Source organism: Bradyrhizobium yuanmingense, from assembly GCF_025200905.1.
GTDB lineage: Bacteria > Pseudomonadota > Alphaproteobacteria > Rhizobiales > Xanthobacteraceae > Bradyrhizobium > Bradyrhizobium yuanmingense.
The window spans coordinates 797,423-813,853 of sequence record NZ_CP104173.1 but is presented as its reverse complement, the minus strand read 5'-3'; the positions used below and the strand labels follow the sequence as shown (position 1 = coordinate 813,853).

The 16,431-nt window shown below is 65.5% G+C and carries 16 protein-coding genes; 6 read left to right on the top strand and 10 right to left on the bottom strand.

Features of this window, described 5'->3' with window-relative positions; translation table 11 throughout:
- Positions 1 to 3 precede the first annotated feature (3 nt).
- Together N2605_RS03930 and N2605_RS03925 are read left to right on the top strand one after the other, a co-directional pair.
- Positions 4 to 1,593: a gamma-glutamyltransferase family protein gene (locus N2605_RS03930; RefSeq protein ID WP_260345887.1), complete on the top strand. Its 1,590-nt coding sequence runs from the start codon at positions 4 to 6 to the stop codon at positions 1,591 to 1,593.
- Positions 1,594 to 1,741: 148 nt separating this feature from the next.
- Positions 1,742 to 1,960 (top strand): hypothetical protein, encoded by a 219-nt coding sequence (locus tag N2605_RS03925; protein ID WP_081494583.1) that lies wholly within the window; start codon positions 1,742 to 1,744, stop codon positions 1,958 to 1,960.
- Between the two features lie 52 nt (positions 1,961 to 2,012).
- Here N2605_RS03925 and N2605_RS03920 read toward each other — a convergent pair whose 3' ends face one another.
- Genes N2605_RS03920 through N2605_RS03905 form a run of 4 tightly spaced genes read right to left on the bottom strand, consistent with a single transcriptional unit; the run spans position 2,013 to position 5,476 of the window.
- The gene (locus N2605_RS03920; protein WP_260345886.1) at positions 2,013 to 3,296 is read right to left on the bottom strand and encodes an NAD(P)/FAD-dependent oxidoreductase; all 1,284 of its coding nucleotides are present in this window, start codon (positions 3,294 to 3,296) and stop codon (positions 2,013 to 2,015) included.
- A gap of 11 nt (positions 3,297 to 3,307) precedes the next feature.
- The gene (locus N2605_RS03915) at positions 3,308 to 4,039 is read right to left on the bottom strand and encodes an amino acid ABC transporter ATP-binding protein (RefSeq protein ID WP_036011798.1); all 732 of its coding nucleotides are present in this window, start codon (positions 4,037 to 4,039) and stop codon (positions 3,308 to 3,310) included.
- Positions 4,036 to 4,689: an amino acid ABC transporter permease gene (locus tag N2605_RS03910; RefSeq protein ID WP_024341720.1), complete on the bottom strand. Its 654-nt coding sequence runs from the start codon at positions 4,687 to 4,689 to the stop codon at positions 4,036 to 4,038. The genes N2605_RS03915 and N2605_RS03910 overlap by 4 nt, the downstream gene beginning before the upstream one ends.
- Before the next feature lie 28 nt (positions 4,690 to 4,717).
- On the bottom strand, positions 4,718 to 5,476 hold the full coding sequence (locus tag N2605_RS03905; RefSeq protein ID WP_225147772.1) for an ABC transporter substrate-binding protein: 759 nt from the start codon (positions 5,474 to 5,476) through the stop codon (positions 4,718 to 4,720).
- 178 nt (positions 5,477 to 5,654) lie between these two features.
- Between N2605_RS03905 and N2605_RS03900 the strand changes: the two genes are divergently transcribed.
- Positions 5,655 to 6,311, top strand: coding sequence for a helix-turn-helix domain-containing protein (locus N2605_RS03900; RefSeq protein WP_192893337.1), 657 nt, complete (start codon positions 5,655 to 5,657; stop codon positions 6,309 to 6,311).
- Between the two features lie 149 nt (positions 6,312 to 6,460).
- On the opposite strand, the gene N2605_RS03895 is transcribed toward N2605_RS03900, so the two are convergent.
- Both N2605_RS03895 and aptA read right to left on the bottom strand, forming a co-directional pair.
- The gene (locus N2605_RS03895; protein WP_225144673.1) at positions 6,461 to 7,726 is read right to left on the bottom strand and encodes a D-amino acid dehydrogenase; all 1,266 of its coding nucleotides are present in this window, start codon (positions 7,724 to 7,726) and stop codon (positions 6,461 to 6,463) included.
- Positions 7,727 to 7,792: 66 nt separating this feature from the next.
- The gene (gene aptA, locus N2605_RS03890) at positions 7,793 to 9,121 is read right to left on the bottom strand and encodes an omega-aminotransferase AptA (RefSeq protein WP_225144672.1); all 1,329 of its coding nucleotides are present in this window, start codon (positions 9,119 to 9,121) and stop codon (positions 7,793 to 7,795) included.
- Between the two features lie 161 nt (positions 9,122 to 9,282).
- On the opposite strand from aptA, the gene N2605_RS03885 reads away from it, so the two are divergent.
- A complete protein-coding gene (locus N2605_RS03885) occupies positions 9,283 to 9,831 on the top strand; it encodes a cupin domain-containing protein (RefSeq protein ID WP_260345884.1) in 549 nt (182 codons plus the stop codon).
- A 178-nt stretch (positions 9,832 to 10,009) separates the two neighbouring features.
- Here the strand turns inward: N2605_RS03885 and N2605_RS03880 are convergent, their stop codons facing one another.
- The 3 genes from N2605_RS03880 to N2605_RS03870 are packed head-to-tail and all read right to left on the bottom strand — an operon-like array spanning position 10,010 to position 13,807.
- A complete protein-coding gene (locus N2605_RS03880; protein ID WP_260345883.1) occupies positions 10,010 to 12,265 on the bottom strand; it encodes a xanthine dehydrogenase family protein molybdopterin-binding subunit in 2,256 nt (751 codons plus the stop codon).
- Positions 12,258 to 13,313: an FAD binding domain-containing protein gene (locus N2605_RS03875; RefSeq protein WP_260345882.1), complete on the bottom strand. Its 1,056-nt coding sequence runs from the start codon at positions 13,311 to 13,313 to the stop codon at positions 12,258 to 12,260. Before N2605_RS03875 ends, N2605_RS03880 begins: the two co-directional genes overlap by 8 nt.
- A complete protein-coding gene (locus N2605_RS03870) occupies positions 13,310 to 13,807 on the bottom strand; it encodes a (2Fe-2S)-binding protein (protein WP_260345881.1) in 498 nt (165 codons plus the stop codon). Before N2605_RS03870 ends, N2605_RS03875 begins: the two co-directional genes overlap by 4 nt.
- 241 nt (positions 13,808 to 14,048) lie before the next feature.
- On the opposite strand from N2605_RS03870, the gene N2605_RS03865 reads away from it, so the two are divergent.
- Positions 14,049 to 14,681, top strand: a complete 633-nt coding sequence (locus N2605_RS03865; protein WP_036026796.1) for a TetR/AcrR family transcriptional regulator — start codon at positions 14,049 to 14,051, stop codon at positions 14,679 to 14,681.
- A gap of 754 nt (positions 14,682 to 15,435) precedes the next feature.
- Positions 15,436 to 15,651, top strand: a complete 216-nt coding sequence (locus N2605_RS03860; RefSeq protein WP_036011828.1) for a hypothetical protein — start codon at positions 15,436 to 15,438, stop codon at positions 15,649 to 15,651.
- Positions 15,652 to 15,863: 212 nt separating this feature from the next.
- Here N2605_RS03860 and N2605_RS03855 read toward each other — a convergent pair whose 3' ends face one another.
- Positions 15,864 to 16,223, bottom strand: coding sequence for a PRC-barrel domain-containing protein (locus tag N2605_RS03855; RefSeq protein ID WP_260345879.1), 360 nt, complete (start codon positions 16,221 to 16,223; stop codon positions 15,864 to 15,866).
- Between the last annotated feature and the right edge of the window lie 208 nt (positions 16,224 to 16,431).

The following is a 16,431-nucleotide window of genomic DNA, read 5'->3' as shown; positions in this document are numbered from 1 at the left end:
ACCATGCCTCACCAGTTCAGCCTCAACCAGACCGTCCGCAAGCCCGCCGTCACCTCCAAGGGCGGCATCGTCGCCTCGCAATCGCGGCGGGCGGCCGAAGCCGGGGCGCAGGTGCTGGCCGCGGGCGGCGATTGCGTCGACGCGATCGTTGCGACCACGTTTGCCCTCAACGTGCTGGAGCCCTGGAACAGCGGCATCGGCGGCGGCGGTGCGATGGTGCTCTACCGCGCCAAGGAAAATCGCTATGAGGTGATCGACTACGGCATGTGCGCGCCGCAAAGCCTGCGCACGGCCGATTATCCGCTCAGCGGCGAAGGCGCGTCGTCCGACCTGTTTCCCTGGCCAAGGGTGAAGGACGATCGCAACATCCACGGCCCCGGCTCGATCGCCGTACCCGGTGTCGTCGCCGGAATGGAAGAGGCGCACCGCCGCTACGCCAAGATGCCGTGGAAGGATCTGGTCACGCCGGCAGCTCGGCTTGCCGGCGAAGGCCTGCTGGTCGATTGGTGGACGACGGTGACGATCGCGGGCTCGGCCGCCGATCTCAGGCGATACCCCGCGAGCGCGGCCGCATATCTGAAGGACGGCCTGCCCCCAACCGCGCCCTGGGGCATCAAATTCGAGACGCGGCTGCCGCAGGACGCCCTGAAGGCGACGCTGACACATCTCGCCGACGCGGGCGCGCGCGATTTCTATCAGGGCGATCTCGCCAGGAGCATTGCTTCCGACATCAAGGCCGACGGCGGCTCGCTGTCGGTGGAGGATCTCGCCGCATTCCGCGCCCATCTGCGCGCGCCGCTGGCGATCCCCTATCGCCAAGGCAGGGTGTTCGCGACCCCGGAGCTCACCGCGGGGCCGACCATGGCTCATGCGCTGCGGCTGTTGCAGCAGAGCCTGACGCCGGCAGGCGCGCCGGATGCCGGCGCCTATGTCGAATATGCGCTCGCCCTGCAGGCCGCCTTCCGCGAACGGCTCAAGGATATGGGCGATGCCGACGGCAAGCGCTCGCTCGGCGCCGAATATCTCGCGCCGGCCTGCACCACGCATTTCTCGGTGGTCGATCGTCACGGCAACATCGCGGCGGTGACGCAGACGCTGCTCTCGTCGTTCGGTTCGCGATACGTGACACCGCACACCGGCATCACCATGAACAACGGCATCATGTGGTTCGATCCGACGCCTGGTACCACGAACTCGCTCGCACCGGGCAAGCGCTGCCTCTGCAATTACACGCCCGTCATCGCCGAGACGAAGGATGGCAAGCGCCTCGCAATCGGCGCCTCCGGCGGACGCCGCATCCTGCCGTCGGTGATGCAGCTCGTATCCTTCGCGATGGATTACGGCATGGACCTCGACGCCGCCATTCACCAGCCGCGCATCGACGCCAGCGAAGGCGCGGTGGTGATCGGCGATGCGCGGCTGCCGGCGGAGGTGCGCAATGCCCTGGCCGCGCGCTTCGACTATGAAGAGAGCCGGGTGCAGGCGCTGCCGCAGAAATTCGCCTGTCCGAGCGTCGTGATGCGCGAGGGCGAGCTCAATTCCGGCGCGGTCGAGATTTTCCAACCCTGGGCCGATGCGGTGGCGGAGGCTTGACTTCGCTCGACATGCCAGCGCGCGTTGAGCGCCAGCGCAATTACGTATCCAGGCGAGCGTCACGACTCCTCCACATTCGCAGGGAACTTACTCTCCCACCGTTCGTTCACTGAACGGACAAATGCGCTCGCCCCCACCGGAGGACATCATGAAGAAACTTGCGCTCGCCGCCTCGCTGATCATTGCGGCCGGCTTCACATTTACGAGCCCCGCACTGGCGAAGGGTGGGCACGGACATGGACATGGTCATGGCCACAAGATGGGCCATCATCACCATGGCAAGTCGTTCGGCTGGTACCACGGTCGCAAGGTCGGCTGGCGCGGTCACGCGTGCCCGCCCGGACTTTGGAAGCAGGGTCGCTGCTAAAGCCGATCTAAGATTCGAGCAAGGCGTCGCTCCTCACCGAGCGGCGCCTTCTTCATATGCCGAGCCGGTCCCGCACCCGGCCCGCGATCACGGCGGTGGTCACGCCGACCGGCCAGAACGCGTGCATCGGGATCGGCTTGATGCCCGTGATGGGCATGTCGATCTCGGCCTTGGTGCCGCCGATCAGGCGGCGGGCGAGCTGCGCGCCCATCGCAGTCGAAAGCGCGACACCGCGGCCATTGCAGCCGAGCGAGATCAAAACGCTCTCGGCGGGTTCGTGCACATGCGGATAATGGTCCGCGGTGATGGCGAGCCGGCTGTTCCAGCCGTGGGTCCAGGCAACGCCCTTGAGCTGCGGCCAGAGTCGCTCCGCATAACGCATGAGATAGGCGACGTCATGCGGCGACCTGATCCAGCGCATCGGGCCGCGCCCGCCCATCAACAGACGGTTCTGCTGATCGATGCGATAGTAGACCGTGATATGGCCGCTCTCGTAGAGGACGGGGCGCGTCGGCATGATCGAACGGGAGACTGCGTCGGACAGCGGCGCGGTGGCGGCGATCGAGGAAAACACCGGCACGATGGTGCGTCGGAGGGCCGGCCAGAGATCGTCGGTGAAGCCGTTGGTGGCGAGCAGGACCTTGTCGGCATGAACCACCGCCCGCGGCGTCTCGATGCGCCAGCGCGTTCCCTCGCGGCGTAGCGACAATGCCGGTGTCCCGCCATGAACCTTCGCGCCCGCCGACATCGCGGCGCGGGCAAGACCACGGGCGTAGCTGAGAGGATGCAGATCGCCGCCGCGCGCATCCAACATCGCGCCGATGTAACGATCGGTGCCGGTCATGTCGCGGAGCTGCTCGCGGTTCAGATAAGTCACCGGCATGCCGCGGCGGATGCATTGCTGCGCGGTCTTCTCGATCGCAGCGGCGCTGCTCTCATTGTAAGCTGCGCGCAACGTGCCGTTCTGCCGCGCTTCGCACGGGATCTGGTAGCGGCGGATCAGATCGTGTGTGAAGTTGGTCGTGCCGTAGGCGAACGCGATCATGCGGCGGCCGAGCTCGGTGCCGAAATCGGCCTCGATCTTGTCAGGGTCGTGCTTCAGGCCGGGATTGGTGTGGCCGCCATTGTTACCCGACGCGCCCCAGCCCGGCTCCTGCGCCTCCAGCACCAGCGCCTCGACGCCCTGTTCGGCCAGATGCAGCCCGGTGGAAAGGCCGGTGTAGCCGCCGCCGACGATTGCGACCGAGACGCTCTTGTCGACATCGAGCGGCGGCGTGGCAACCGGCGCCACGGCGGTATCGGCATAGAGCGAGGGCGGCAGAGGCAGGCGCGTCATGTCGAAACCGGTCAGAGCGGATGCAGCACGCGGCGCAGGAAGTCCTGCGTCCGCGCGTGCTGCGGTTGATTGAGCACCGATTTCGCCGGCCCCTGCTCGACGATGACGCCGCCATCGATGAACAGAACACGATCGGCGACGTCGCGCGCAAAGCCCATCTCGTGGGTGACGACGACCATGGTCATGCCGTCGTCGGCGAGCTTGCGCATGACGCCGAGGACGTCGCCGACCAGCTCGGGGTCGAGCGCCGAGGTCGGCTCGTCGAACAGGATCGCCTTGGGCTGCATGGCGAGCGCCCGCGCGATGGCGACGCGCTGCTGCTGCCCGCCGGAGAGCTGCGGCGGATGCGCATCGGCCTTTTCCGCAAGCCCGACCTGAGCGAGCAGCGCGCGGCCGCGCTCGAGCACCTGGGCGCGCGGCTCCTTCTTCACGAAGAGCGGCCCCTCGATCACGTTCTCCAGCGCTGTCCGATGCGGGAACAGGTTGAAGCGCTGGAACACCATCGAGACCTGGGTGCGGATGTTCACGATCGAGGGCGCGTCGCGATCGACCCTCAAGCCCTCGACGCTGATCTCGCCGCGGTCGTAGCTTTCGAGGCCGTTGATACAGCGCAGGATGGTCGACTTGCCGGAGCCGGAGGGGCCGATGATGCAGACCACCTCACCCTTCTCGACGCTCGCCGTGATGCCCTTGAGCACCTCGACCTTGCCAAAGCTCTTGTGGACGTCGCTCAGCTCGATCATCGCTTGCCGGCCCGCTTCTCGAAGTGACGGACCAAGAGGATCAGCGGAATGCTCATGGTGAGGTACATCAGGGCGACCAGCGTGAACACGCTGGTGTTCTTGAACGTCGAGGACGCGATCAGCTTGCCCTGCAGCGCGAGCTCGGCGACCGTGATGGTCGAGGCTTGCGAGGAATCCTTCAGCATCATGATCATGACGTTGCCGTAGGGCGGCAGCACGATGCGCACGGCCTGCGGCAGCACCACGCGGCGCATGGTGAGCCACCAGCCCATGCCGATCGACTGCGCCGCCTCGATCTGCCCCTTGTCGATCGCCTCGATGCCGGCGCGGAAGTTTTCGGCCTGGTAGGCCGAATAGGCGATGCCGAGCCCGAGGATCGCGGCCTGCAACGCGCTGAGCGTAACGCCGAGATCGGGCATCACGAAGTAGAGGTAGAACAACAGCACGATGATCGGGATGCCGCGGATCACGTTGATCAGGCTGGCGCTGAGCATCGACAGCGCTTTGATGCCGGAGACCCGCATCATCGCCCAGACCAGGCCGAGCACCGTCGACAGCAACAGCGAGCCGATCGTGACGATGATCGTCAGCGCGACGCCGTTCAGCAGGATCGGGAAGAACTCGACGGCGTCGCGCCAGAAGCCTTTCATCGGGCAGCCTTCGATCAGCTTCTATCGATCAACCTTGTGCTTTCAGGCCCCATTTATCGAGGATCTTGTCGATGGTGCCGTTGGCTTTCAGCTTCGCCAGCGAAGCGTTGATCTTGCCGAGCAGTGCGCTCTCGCCCTTGCGCACGCCGATGCCGACCGAGCCGACCGTGACCGGCTTGTAGCCGTCGACCAGGCGCACCTCGGGGAAGCCGCCCTGCTTCAGATTGTAGGCGAGGATCGGATAGTCGGCGTAGCCGGCCTTGAGGCGGCCGGTGTTCACGTCGCGCAGGATGTCCGGGATGGTGTCGTAAGCCTTCACTTCGGAGAACAGGCCGGTCTTCTTCAGCGCGTCGACGAAGGCGGTGCCGACTTGCGCCCCCACCGTCTGGCCCTTCAGATCCTCCTGCGTGGCGTAAGCCTTGGTGTCGGTCTTCGGCACCACGAGGCCCTCGCCGTAGCTGTAGATCGGGTCGGAGAAGTCGATGACTTCCTTGCGCGGCGGCGTGATGAACATCGCTGCCGCAATGATGTCGATCTTGCTCGAAGTCAGCGAGGGGATCAGCGCCGAGAACGCCATCGGCTCGATCTGCACGTTGAAGCCGGCATCCTTGCCGACCTCGGTGATGAGATCGACCATGATGCCCTGGATGGTGTTGGTCTTGGTGTCGAGGAAGGTGAAGGGAATGCCCGTCGGAGTCGAGCCGACCTTCAGAGCCTGTTGCGCCGCTGCCGGCACCGCTGTGGCAATGGCGAGCGCCGCAACTGCGGCCTGAACAAAACGCTTCATCGCATCCCCCTTTTGGGCCTGGCCGGCGGCGGCGCGCGCATGTCGCGATCAAACGTTGCGGGCCGGCCCGTTTCGGCCTATTTTCACCAATATGAAAATTTGGTCACACTTTTGCGGGTGATGCAAGCGGTTTTCATGCACATGAAGGAAGCGGTTTGACGTGAGCGGTGGCAAAAGAATGCGCAAACCGGCCGCCGCAAAGCCGGCCAGGAACAGGCCGGCCAAGGTGAAAGCCAAAGCCGCTGCCAAGCCGGCCGAGCCGGCGATGGACGTCGCGGTCGGCCGCCGCATCCGGGATCTCAGGCGAGTCAGGCAGTTCTCGCTGGAGACGGTCGCCGCGCGCACGGAGCTGTCGATCGGCTTCCTCAGCCAGATCGAGCGCGGGCTGTCGTCGCCGTCGCTGCGGGTGCTGGCGACGCTCGCCGACGTGCTCGGCGTCGGCATCGCCGCGCTGTTCGGCGCGAGCCCGAGCGCCGACGGCGCATCGGATCAGGTGGTGACGCGCGGAGTGCAGCGGCCCGAATTGAAGCTGTGGCGCACGGGCGTGTCCAAGCAATTGCTGAGCCCGGCGAGCAGCGACAACAAGCTCAATCTGTTCCTGGTGCATCTTGAGCCCGGCGGCTCCACCGGCGACGAGCTCTACACCCACGACGGCGAAGAGGCCGGGCTCGTGCTCGAAGGCGAGATGATGCTGACGGTGGACAGCCAGACGTGGTCGCTGAAGACGGGCGACAGTTTTCGTTTCGCGAGCCGACGGCCGCACCGGTTTTCCAATCCGGCGCGGGATGCGAAGGCCGTGGTGCTGTGGGTGAATTGCGTGACGGGGGCGGGGTAGCTGCTTTCAACGGACGCGGCGGGTGGAAGAAATCCGCGGCGTCTCCACGCCGTCATTGCGAGTGCAGCAAAGCAATCCAGAGTCTCACCGCGGAGACAGCCTGGATTGCTTCGTCGCAAGGGCTCCTCGCAATGACGAGGGATAGAGCCTTAGCCAAACCGGTGCTTGTACCGCTCCACCGACAACGCACTGACGTCGATGTCCGGCTTCTTGCCCGACAGCATGTCAGCGAGCACGCGGCCCGAGCCGCACGACATGGTCCAGCCGAGCGTGCCGTGGCCGGTGTTGAGGTGGAGGTTGGCGTAGTGGGTCCGGCCGATCACGGGCGGGCCGTCCGGCGTCATCGGGCGCAGGCCGCTCCAGAACGTCGCCTTGGACAGGTCGCCGCCGCGCGGGAACAGGTCGGTCAGCGAATGATCGAGCGTGGCGCGGCGTGCGTCGTAGAGCTTGTCCGAATAGCCGGAGATTTCGGCGGTGCCGCCGACGCGGATGCGATTGCCGAGGCGGGTGATCGCGACCTTGTAGCTCTCGTCCATCACGGTGGATTCCGGCGCACCGGAGGCGTCCTTGATCGGCACCGTGATCGAATAGCCCTTCACCGGATAGACCGGCAGCGAAATACCGAGCGGCGCCAGGAGCCGCGACGACCAGCTGCCGAGCGCGAGCACGTAAGCGTCCGCCTGCAGCAGGCCGGCGCTGGTGGCGACACCGCTGACGCGCGCGCCATCGGTGACGATACGGTCGATCGAGGTGTTGAACAGGAAGCGCACGCCGAGCGCCTGGGCGTGCCTCGCCAGCGCCTGCGTGAACATGTGGCAGTCACCGGTCTCGTCCTGCGGCAGGCGAAGCCCGCCGACGAACTTCTCCTTCACGCCCGCCAGTGCCGGCTCGACCGCGATGCAGCCCTCGCGGCTCAGCACCTCGAAGGGAACACCGTACTGCTTGAGCACGGCGATGTCTTCGGCCGTGCCGTCGAGCTGGGCCTGGTAGCGAAACAGCTGCAGCGTGCCCTGCGAGCGCTCGTCATACTGAATGCCGATGTCGCGGCGCAGATCACGCAAGGCATCGCGGCTGTATTCCGCGATCGGGATCATCCGGCTCTTGTTAACTGCGTAGCGCGCGCTGGTGCAGTTGCGCAGCATCTTGAGCAGCCAGACCCACATGACCGGATCGAGCTTCGGCCGGATCACCAGCGGGCCGTGCTTCATCAACAGCCACTTGATCGCCTTGACCGGCACGCCGGGGCCGGCCCAGGGCGAGGAATAGCCGGGCGACACCTCGCCGGCATTGGCGAAGGAGGTCTCCAGTGCCGGCTCCGGCTGGCGGTCGACGACCGTCACCTCATGGCCGGCACGCGCGAGGTAGTAGGCAGAGGTGACACCGATGACACCGCTGCCGAGGATCAGAACTTTCACGCTTCGTCAAACTCCCGCGGCGCTCGCCGCTGCAAGGACACAACTCGCTAGCGGCGAGAGCAATTATCAGGCCACCTTCTTGATGGCGTCGCCGAGGATCGAGATCATCTGGTCGATGTGGCTCTTCTCGACGATGAGCGGGGGCGACATCGCGACGGAATCGCCACCGGTGCGAAGATAGAGGCCGTTGTTGAAGCATTCGACCAGCATGTCGTAGCCGCGCGCGCCGACCACGCCGCCACGCGGTGCGAGTTCGACCGCGCCCATCAGGCCGCAATTGCGGATGTCGACGACGTTCGGCAGACCTTTGAGCGAATGCAGCGCATCGCGCCAGTATTCGGCGAGCGAGGCGCCGCGCGTGAGCAGGCCTTCGTCCTTGTAGATGTCGAGCGTCGCGATGCCCGCGGCGCAGGCGACCGGATGCGCCGAATAGGTGTAGCCGTGGAACAGCTCGATCTGGTTCTCCGGGCCGGTCATCATGCCGTCGTGCACCTTGCGGCTCGCGAACACGGCGCCGCAGGGCACGGTGCCGTTGGTGATGCCCTTGGCCGTGGTCATCAGGTCCGGCGTGACGCCAAAGAAATTGGCGGCGAACGGCGTGCCGAGGCGGCCGAAGCCGGTGATGACCTCGTCGAAGATCAGGAGGATGCCGTGCTTGTCGCAGATCTCGCGCAGGCGCTGCAGATATCCCTTCGGCGGCGGCAACACCGCGGTCGAGCCCGGCACCGGCTCGACGATGACGGCGGCGATCGTTTCCGCGCCGTGCAGGGCGACCAGACGCTCGAGATCGTCGGCGAGCTCGGCGCCGTGCTCGGGCAGGTCCTTGGCGAAGGCGTTGCGGGTGAGATCATGGGTGTGGCGGATATGGTCGACGCCTGGCAGCAGGGTGGTGAAGGCGCGGCGGTTGGCGACCATGCCGCCGACCGAGGTGCCGCCGAAGCCAACGCCGTGATAGCCGCGCTCGCGACCGATCAGGCGGGTGCGGCTGGCCTGGCCGTTGGCGCGGTGATAGGCCAGCGCGATCTTCAGCGCGGTGTCGACCGACTCGGAGCCGGAATTGGTGAAGAAGACGCGGTCGAGGCCCTTTGGGGCGATCTCGGCGAGACGCTCGGCGAAGTCGAAGGCCAGCGGATGGCCCATCTGGAACGACGGCGCGAAGTCCAGCGTCATCAGCTGGCGCTCGACGGCGGCGGCGATCTGCTTGCGGCCGTGGCCGGCATTGACGCACCAGAGCCCGGCGGAGCCGTCGATCACCTGGCGGCCATCGACGCTGGTGTAGTACATGCCCTCGGCCGAGGAGAACAGGCGCGGCGACTTCTTGAATTGCCGATTGGCCGTGAACGGCATCCAGTACGAATCGGTCTTAATGGTGTTCGGAATCTGATGAAGGGTCACGGCCGCGCTCCTTTGCTGACCCCATAGCTGAGCCATGGCTTGGATGGCGCAACAAGTCCTTTTCTGGCGACCTGCAAGCCGTTGATTTGACTGGGGCTGCCGGTCCATATTTGCGCGATCCGCAACACCTGCAACACGGGACCCAGGGCAAGGACCAGAACATGAGCGTCGACATCGGTGGACGGCTGCGATTCATCCGGGCGCGCCACAAGCTGTCGCAGCGCGAGCTGGCCAAGCGCGCCGGCGTCACCAATTCGACGATCTCGCTGATCGAATCCAACCAGATGAACCCTTCGGTCGGCGCGCTCAAGCGCATCCTCGACGGCATCCCGATGGGGCTCGCGGAATTCTTCGCGCTGGAGCCGGAGTCCAGGCGCAAGATCTTCTACCGCGCCGAGGAGCTCACCGAAGTCGGCAAGAAGCCGATCTCATACCGGCAGGTCGGCGACAATCTGTTCGGCCGCAGCCTGCAGATCCTGAAGGAGCGCTACGAGCCCGGCAGCGACACCGGGCGCGTGCATCTCGTCCATGACGGCGAGGAAGGCGGCGTCGTGATTTCGGGCAAGCTCGAGGTCACCGTCGAGGACGAGCGCCGCATCCTCAATCCCGGCGATGCCTATTATTTCGAGAGCCGCCGCCCGCATCGCTTCCGCTGCGTCGGCGGCAAACCGTGCGAGGTGATCTCGGCCTGCACGCCGCCGACGTTCTGACGGTCCCTCCGCAATCGTACGGAGCCGAGGATCTAGCGGATATTGAGCCACCGCAATTTCCGCGAACCGCAGCTTGATATGTTGGGAGCCGTAGCCGAGCAGCCTCGCGCAAAGGTGCTGAGGTTATGGCCCCGGACTCCTAGGCACTCCGGGGCCGCCTGTTTCGGAAGAGCTAGAACTACGTCAGCAGTTCCTCGATCCGGATCGGAAAGTTGCGGACGCGCACGCCGGTGGCGTGCCAGACCGCGTTGGCGACCGCGCCGGCGCTGCCGGTGATGCCGATCTCGCCGACACCCTTGATGCCGAGCGCGTTCACATGCGGATCATGCTCCTCGACGGTGATGACGTCGAGCGGCGGCACGTCGGCATTCACGGGGATATGGTACTCGCCGAGATTGGCATTCATGATCCGCCCGCTGCGCCGATCTGTGACGGCCTCCTCGTGCAGCGCGAAGGACAGACCCCAGATCATGCCGCCGAACAGCTGGCTCTGCACCATGCGCGGATTGACGATGCGCCCGGCGGCGAAGGCGCCGATCATACGGGTGAGGCGAACCTGGCCTAGCTCGGGATCGACCTTCACCTCGGCGAACACCGCGCCATGGGCATGCATCGCATATTGCTCCATCGCCGCAGGGTTCGGCGCGCCGGTGCCGCGCGCCTCCACTTCGGCAACGCCCGCGCGCGCCAGAATCTCGGCATAGCTCTCGCTGCGGCTCTCATCGTCGCGGCGGATCAGCCTGCCGTCGCGCGCGATCACGCCGGCATTGCCGGCGCCGAACAGCGGCGAGCGCTCGTCGCTGGTGGCGAGATCGGCGAGCTTTCCGATCACGGCGGCACCGGCGCTGTGGATCGCAGCGCCTGCGGTTGCCGTGTGCGCCGAGCCGCCGGCGATGCCGGCATCGGGCAGGTCGGACGTGCCGGACCTGAAGTCGAGGCGGTCGATATCGAGGCCGACGGAATCGGCCGCGATCTGCGCCAGCGCCGTCCAGGCGCCCTGCCCCATGTCATGCGCGCCGATCTCCATCACGCCGGAGCCGTCGCGGCGGATCGCCGCGCGCGCCTCGGCCTGGAACATCAGCGCCGGGAAGGTCGCCGTACCCATGCCCCAGCCGACCAGAAGGCCGGCATCGTCGCGCATCTGCCGCGGCTGCAGCGGACGCTTGGCCCAGCCGAAGCGCGCGGCGCCCTGCTCGTAGCAGGCGCGCAGCGCCTTGGAGGAGAACGGCCGCCCCGTCATCGGCTCGACCTCGGCGTAGTTCTTCAGGCGGAAAGCGAGCGGATCCATGCCGCAGGCCCAGGCCATCTCGTCGATCGCGCTCTCGAGCGCGATCGAGCCGGTCGCCTCGCCCGGCGCGCGCATGAACAGCGGCGTGCCGGTGTTGACGCGCACGGCATCGTGCGAGGTGCGGATCGCGGGCGCCGCGTAGAGCGTGTGCGAGGCATCGGCGGCGGGCTCGTAGAAATCGTCGAAGGTGCTCGACACGGTTCGTGCGTGATGATCGAGCGCAGTCAGGCGTCCCTCTCCGTCGGCGCCGAGGCGCAGGCGCTGGCGGGTCGGCGCACGGTGGCCGACCGGGCCATACATCTGCTCGCGGCGCAGCACAAGCTTGACTGGCCTGTCGACCAGCTTCGCAGCCATCACGCCAAGGATCTGCGGCCCGGTCAGGAAGCCCTTCGAACCGAAACCGCCGCCGAGGAATGGGCTGCGGATGTGAATCTTCTCCGGCACGAGGCCGAACAACTCGGCAACGCGGCCGCGAGCCATCACCATGGCCTGGCTCGGCGTGTCGAGGAAGAGCTTGTCACCCTCCCAGCGCGCCACGATCGCGTGCGGCTCCATCGCATTGTGATATTGCGGCGGCGTCTCGTAGATCGCCTCGATCTGCTTCTCGGCCGCGGCGAGGCCCGCCTCGACATCGCCGCGATGGCTTTCCGTGGGATTGCCGACGCCGACGACCGGCGGCACGAAGCTTTCGCCGGCATCGAGGCCGACCAGCGCAGGCTGCACCTCGTAACGTGGGGCCAGCAGCGCGGCGCCTTCCGTCGCGGCCTCCAGCGTTTCAGCGATCACGACCGCAATCGCCTGATTGGCGTAGCGGACCTCATTGCTCTGCAACACCTCCATCCGGAATACGAACGGATTGGTCTTGAGGTCGGGGTCGATCGCGAGCGCTGGCTTGTGATCGGGCGTCATGACGTCGACGACGCCGGGATGGCGTTTTGCGGCAGCGACATCGAGCGAGACCACACGGCCCCGCGCAATGCTCGAGACGGCCATCACGGCAAACAGCATGCCGGGCGGATGATTGTCCGCAGCATAGCTCGCCTGCCCCGTCACCTTGAGGATGCCGTCGCGGCGGGTCAGCGGCTGGCCGATATTCGAGCCGTGCCTGAGATGTGCGGGCGCACTGGTCAAATTGAGCTCAGACATGGACGGCTCCGGAGGTCGAGGCGAAGGGAGAGGCCGGCAGCGCGGGGATCCGCACAGGCGTGCCGGCAGCGGCCAAGGTCAGCGCGCGCATGACGATGCGGCGCGCGAGCTCGATCTTGAAGGCGTTGTCGCCGGACGGTTTTGCGCTCTCGAGCGCACGCCGGGCGGCCTCCTGGAACGCGTCCGCCGTCGGCGCGACGCCCTTGAGGACGTCTTCCGCTGCACGGGCGCGCCAGGGCTTTGCGGCGACGCCGCCGAGCGCGAGCCGCGCCTGTGCGATTCTGCCATTCTCGATCCGCAGCGCAGCCGCCGCCGAGACGACGCCAAAGGCATACGAGGTGCGCTCGCGGACCTTGAGGTAGCGCGCATGCGCGGCAAAGCCACGAGCCGCGGGCGGCAGGCGCACGGCGACGATGAGATCGCCGGGCTCAAGCACGGTCTCGCGCTCGGGCGCATCGCCCGGCAGGCGGTGCAGCTCGTCGAGCGCGATTTCGCGCCGGCCGTCTCTGCCCTCGATCTCGACGATGGCATCGAGCGCGACCAGCGGCACGCAGAAGTCGGAGGGGTGCGTGGCGATGCAGCTCTCGCTCCAGCCGAGCACGGCATGGCTGCGGTTCTCACCGTCGCGCGCGTCGCAGCCGGAGCTAGGTGCGCGCTTGTTGCAGCGGCTGGCGGTGTCGTAGAAATACGCGCAGCGCGTCCGTTGCAACAAATTGCCGCCGACGGTGGCGGCATTGCGCAATTGAGCCGACGCTCCGGAGAGCAGCGCTTCGGCCACGGCGGGATAGGACCGCGCGAAGTCCACATCATGGGCGAGATCGGCATTGCGCACCAACGCGCCGATGCGCAATGACCCGTCCGAGAGGGTCTCGATCTGATCGAGCCCATCGAGATGCGTGACGTCGACCAGCCGGTCCGGACGGCTGACGCCGCCCTTCATCAGGTCGAGCAGGTTGGTGCCGGCAGCGAGGTAGACCGCGCCGGGCTGGGCCGCAGCGGCAACGGCCTCGGCCACCGTCGCGGGCTTGACATAATCGAACGACTTCATGCGGAGCGCCTCTGATTGGTCTCATCCATCTGTCCTTGCGCGTCGAGCACGGCATCGACGATGCCGACGTAAGCGCCGCAGCGGCACAGATTGCCGCTCATGCATTCGCGGATGCGTTCCGGATCGTTGCCGGCCTGCGCCTCCTTGATCATGCCGATCGTGCTCATGACCTGGCCGGGCGTGCAGAAGCCGCACTGGAAGCCGTCATGGGCGATGAAGGCCGCCTGCACCGGATGGAGCTGGTCGCCGCGTGCGAGACCTTCGATGGTGAGGATGTCGGCGCCGTCATGACTGACGGCGAGCGCAAGACAGGAATTGATGCGCTTGCCGTCGACGAGAATGGTGCAGGCGCCGCACTGGCCGCGGTCGCACCCTTTCTTGGTTCCGGTCAGATCGAGGCGCTCACGCAAGAGATCGAGCAGCGTAACGCGCGGATCGTCGAGGACGAAGTCGCGCCGCGCACCGTTCACGGTGAGGCTGATGGAGTGGTTCATACAAGGCTCCGATCAGATTTGGACATGAGTCATCGCGCAGCGCGCCACCGCCGTGGCCGCTGTCGAATAGCGCCGTCCGAACACGATGCGTCCGACGCTTGATCGGAAGATACGGAGGCAGCCTCCGCTTAACAAGGCCGGTGCGGAAAAATCTGGAATTCGTCAAAAGCCCGTGCGTCACCAACGCGATAAGGCGACCAATGGGTTCAATCTAACCAATTCGTGATCTACATTGCGCGCCATGGACGACCACACCGATCAGACCCGAAAGCCCCGCGCGGACGCCGTGCGCAATCGCGAGCGCGTGCTCGAAGCGGCAAAGCTGGTGTTCAGCGCGGGCGGTTCGGAGGCGAGCCTGGAAGCGGTGGCCAAGCGGGCCGGGGTCGGCATCGGCACGCTGTATCGGCATTTCCCGACGCGCGAGGCCTTGTTCGAGGCGGTGTACCGCCGCGAGGTCGAGCAGCTCAGCGAGCTGGCCGAGCAATTGAAGAATGCCAAGGATCCGGTCGAGGCGCTGCGGCGCTGGCTGCGATCAGGGGTCGAGTTTGTTGCGACCAAGAAGGGGATGATGGCAGCGCTCGCGCTCGCGGTGCAGAGCGGGTCGGAGCTGCATGCTTTCTCCTTCGAGCGTCTGACCAAGGCGATCGGCTCGCTGCTGGACCGCGCCATCGCAGCCGGCGAGATGCGCGCCGACATCAACCCGGAGGATCTGCTGCGCGCCTTCTTCGGCATGTGCTACGTGCACGACCAGCCCGGTTGGCAGGCGACGGCGCTGCGTCTGCTCGACGTGTTCGTCGACGGCTTGCGCGTGCGGCCTCCCAGCAAGGCCCGCTCGTCGATGACGACAAAGCCTGCGACGAAGCGAAAGCGCTAGGCTGGAGCTTGCCGATGGGAGCCGCTGACCCCGAGCGGACTTCGCTAAACATGGAACTGTTGTCACCTAATCCGATTCAAAGGATCATTTGATACATCGCTTCGACTTGCGACATGGCAGGTTCAGGCATGGCGCCAGTTCTCAATTTGCCCCGGCTCACCAATTCGCTCAGACAGGATCGTCTGGCGCTTCAACGTGCCCGCGAGGTCGTGGCGGAGGCGACCGAGGTGCTTCAACGCTGTCCAAAGCCGGATACGTTTCTAGGCCGTAAGACTCAAGAGCCGTTTCCGAATGAGGACGAAACAAAGTTGACCAGGGTGGCGCAGCGTTCAAGCCGCGAGCCGTTTCCAAGAACGTAAAGGCTTCATTAACACACCTGAATGCACTTCCGGGCCGTGGCAGGCATATCGGCCTCATCGGAAAACCGGATTAGACAATGCTGGCCAGACCAGATGCTAGAGCGAGCCGATGGACGCGAAAAGCTTGCTGATCTAACGCGCGACAACGTGGTGGCCCATAGCCTGCGCGAAGCCGCCCGGCAATGGCGAGCCATGGCCGTGCAGCAGGACTTGCTGGAGCGCGAACCGACCTGTCGCAGATCCGTAACCGCTCTGATTAGAGCAACTTCAAAGGATTGCTGCGCCGAGTTTGCTGAGATAACTTGCCTGTCATCACCGGCCAAGGCCGTGCCGTAGGCGTCGGTGGCTGAGAGACCAATCGTGCTCCCGCCTGCATCTATGCATGGGAGCGACAAATGGATCGCGCCATGGCGCTTCGCCATCTGGCGGAAGCCGAAGAGCACATTTCACTGGCCGACCGACACCTTTCCGAGCAGGAGGTTCGAATTGCGGACCTTGAGCTTTCGGGGCACGACACGAGCTTGGCTCGCGCTATCGGCGAAACATTTCGGCTGACACTGGCGCGGCACCTCGCGCACCGCGATCACATTTTGAGAGAGCTGATACCGTAGCTCTCGGCCCGTGCTTTCGAACATCCCGTCGATCAAAACGCCAACTATGGCGCAGTATGATCTCGCCATCGGCACTAAACAGGGTAGCGCCATTTCAACGCGACGCAGGAATCAGCTTCTGGCCGATCGGCGACTTGCACGACCTCTGATGTTTGTGCCGCCGTCAGTTCAGCTGTCCTGACGCGCCGCTGGCGTTATAGGCCACCTCGCCCTTACCAGTAGGTTGGCGTTCCATAATACCGGTGAGTTCGCGTTTCCCAGTCTCGATCTTCCCAGGAGTCATCGCTGAACTCAGGCGCATCCCTCAGTTGTTGCTCGGTGATATTGGTTCGGAAACCGTCAAGCGACGTGTCATATTTCAGAGCGCCCCAGGGAATCGGGTAGTGGCTGTGACCCAAGCCCACAAATCCACCAAAGCTCATGACCGCATAAGCCACGCGGCCTGACACCTTGTCGATGATGAGGTGATCAATCTCGCCGATATTCGTCCCATCTGCTCCATAAACCTCGGTTCCCTCAATGTCCTCGCTTGAGATGCAGTGATGATCCGGATGTGCTGTTGCACGGGCCATGACTTTGCTCCTTGGTAAGGTGGTTTTGCCGGCTTAACTCGGCCATCGCGGAGCCGTTCCTGCCTTAGGAGAACATGTCGCAGCTGCCTGCTGTTGCGCCGCTGTCCCGGATGAGTCGGCATCTGGAGCGTTCAAACCCAGCGCGTGATTTCTGAGTGCACGCCCTGGCGCCGCAGATGTGCTAGCATCGCCTCCGCCGGGATACTCA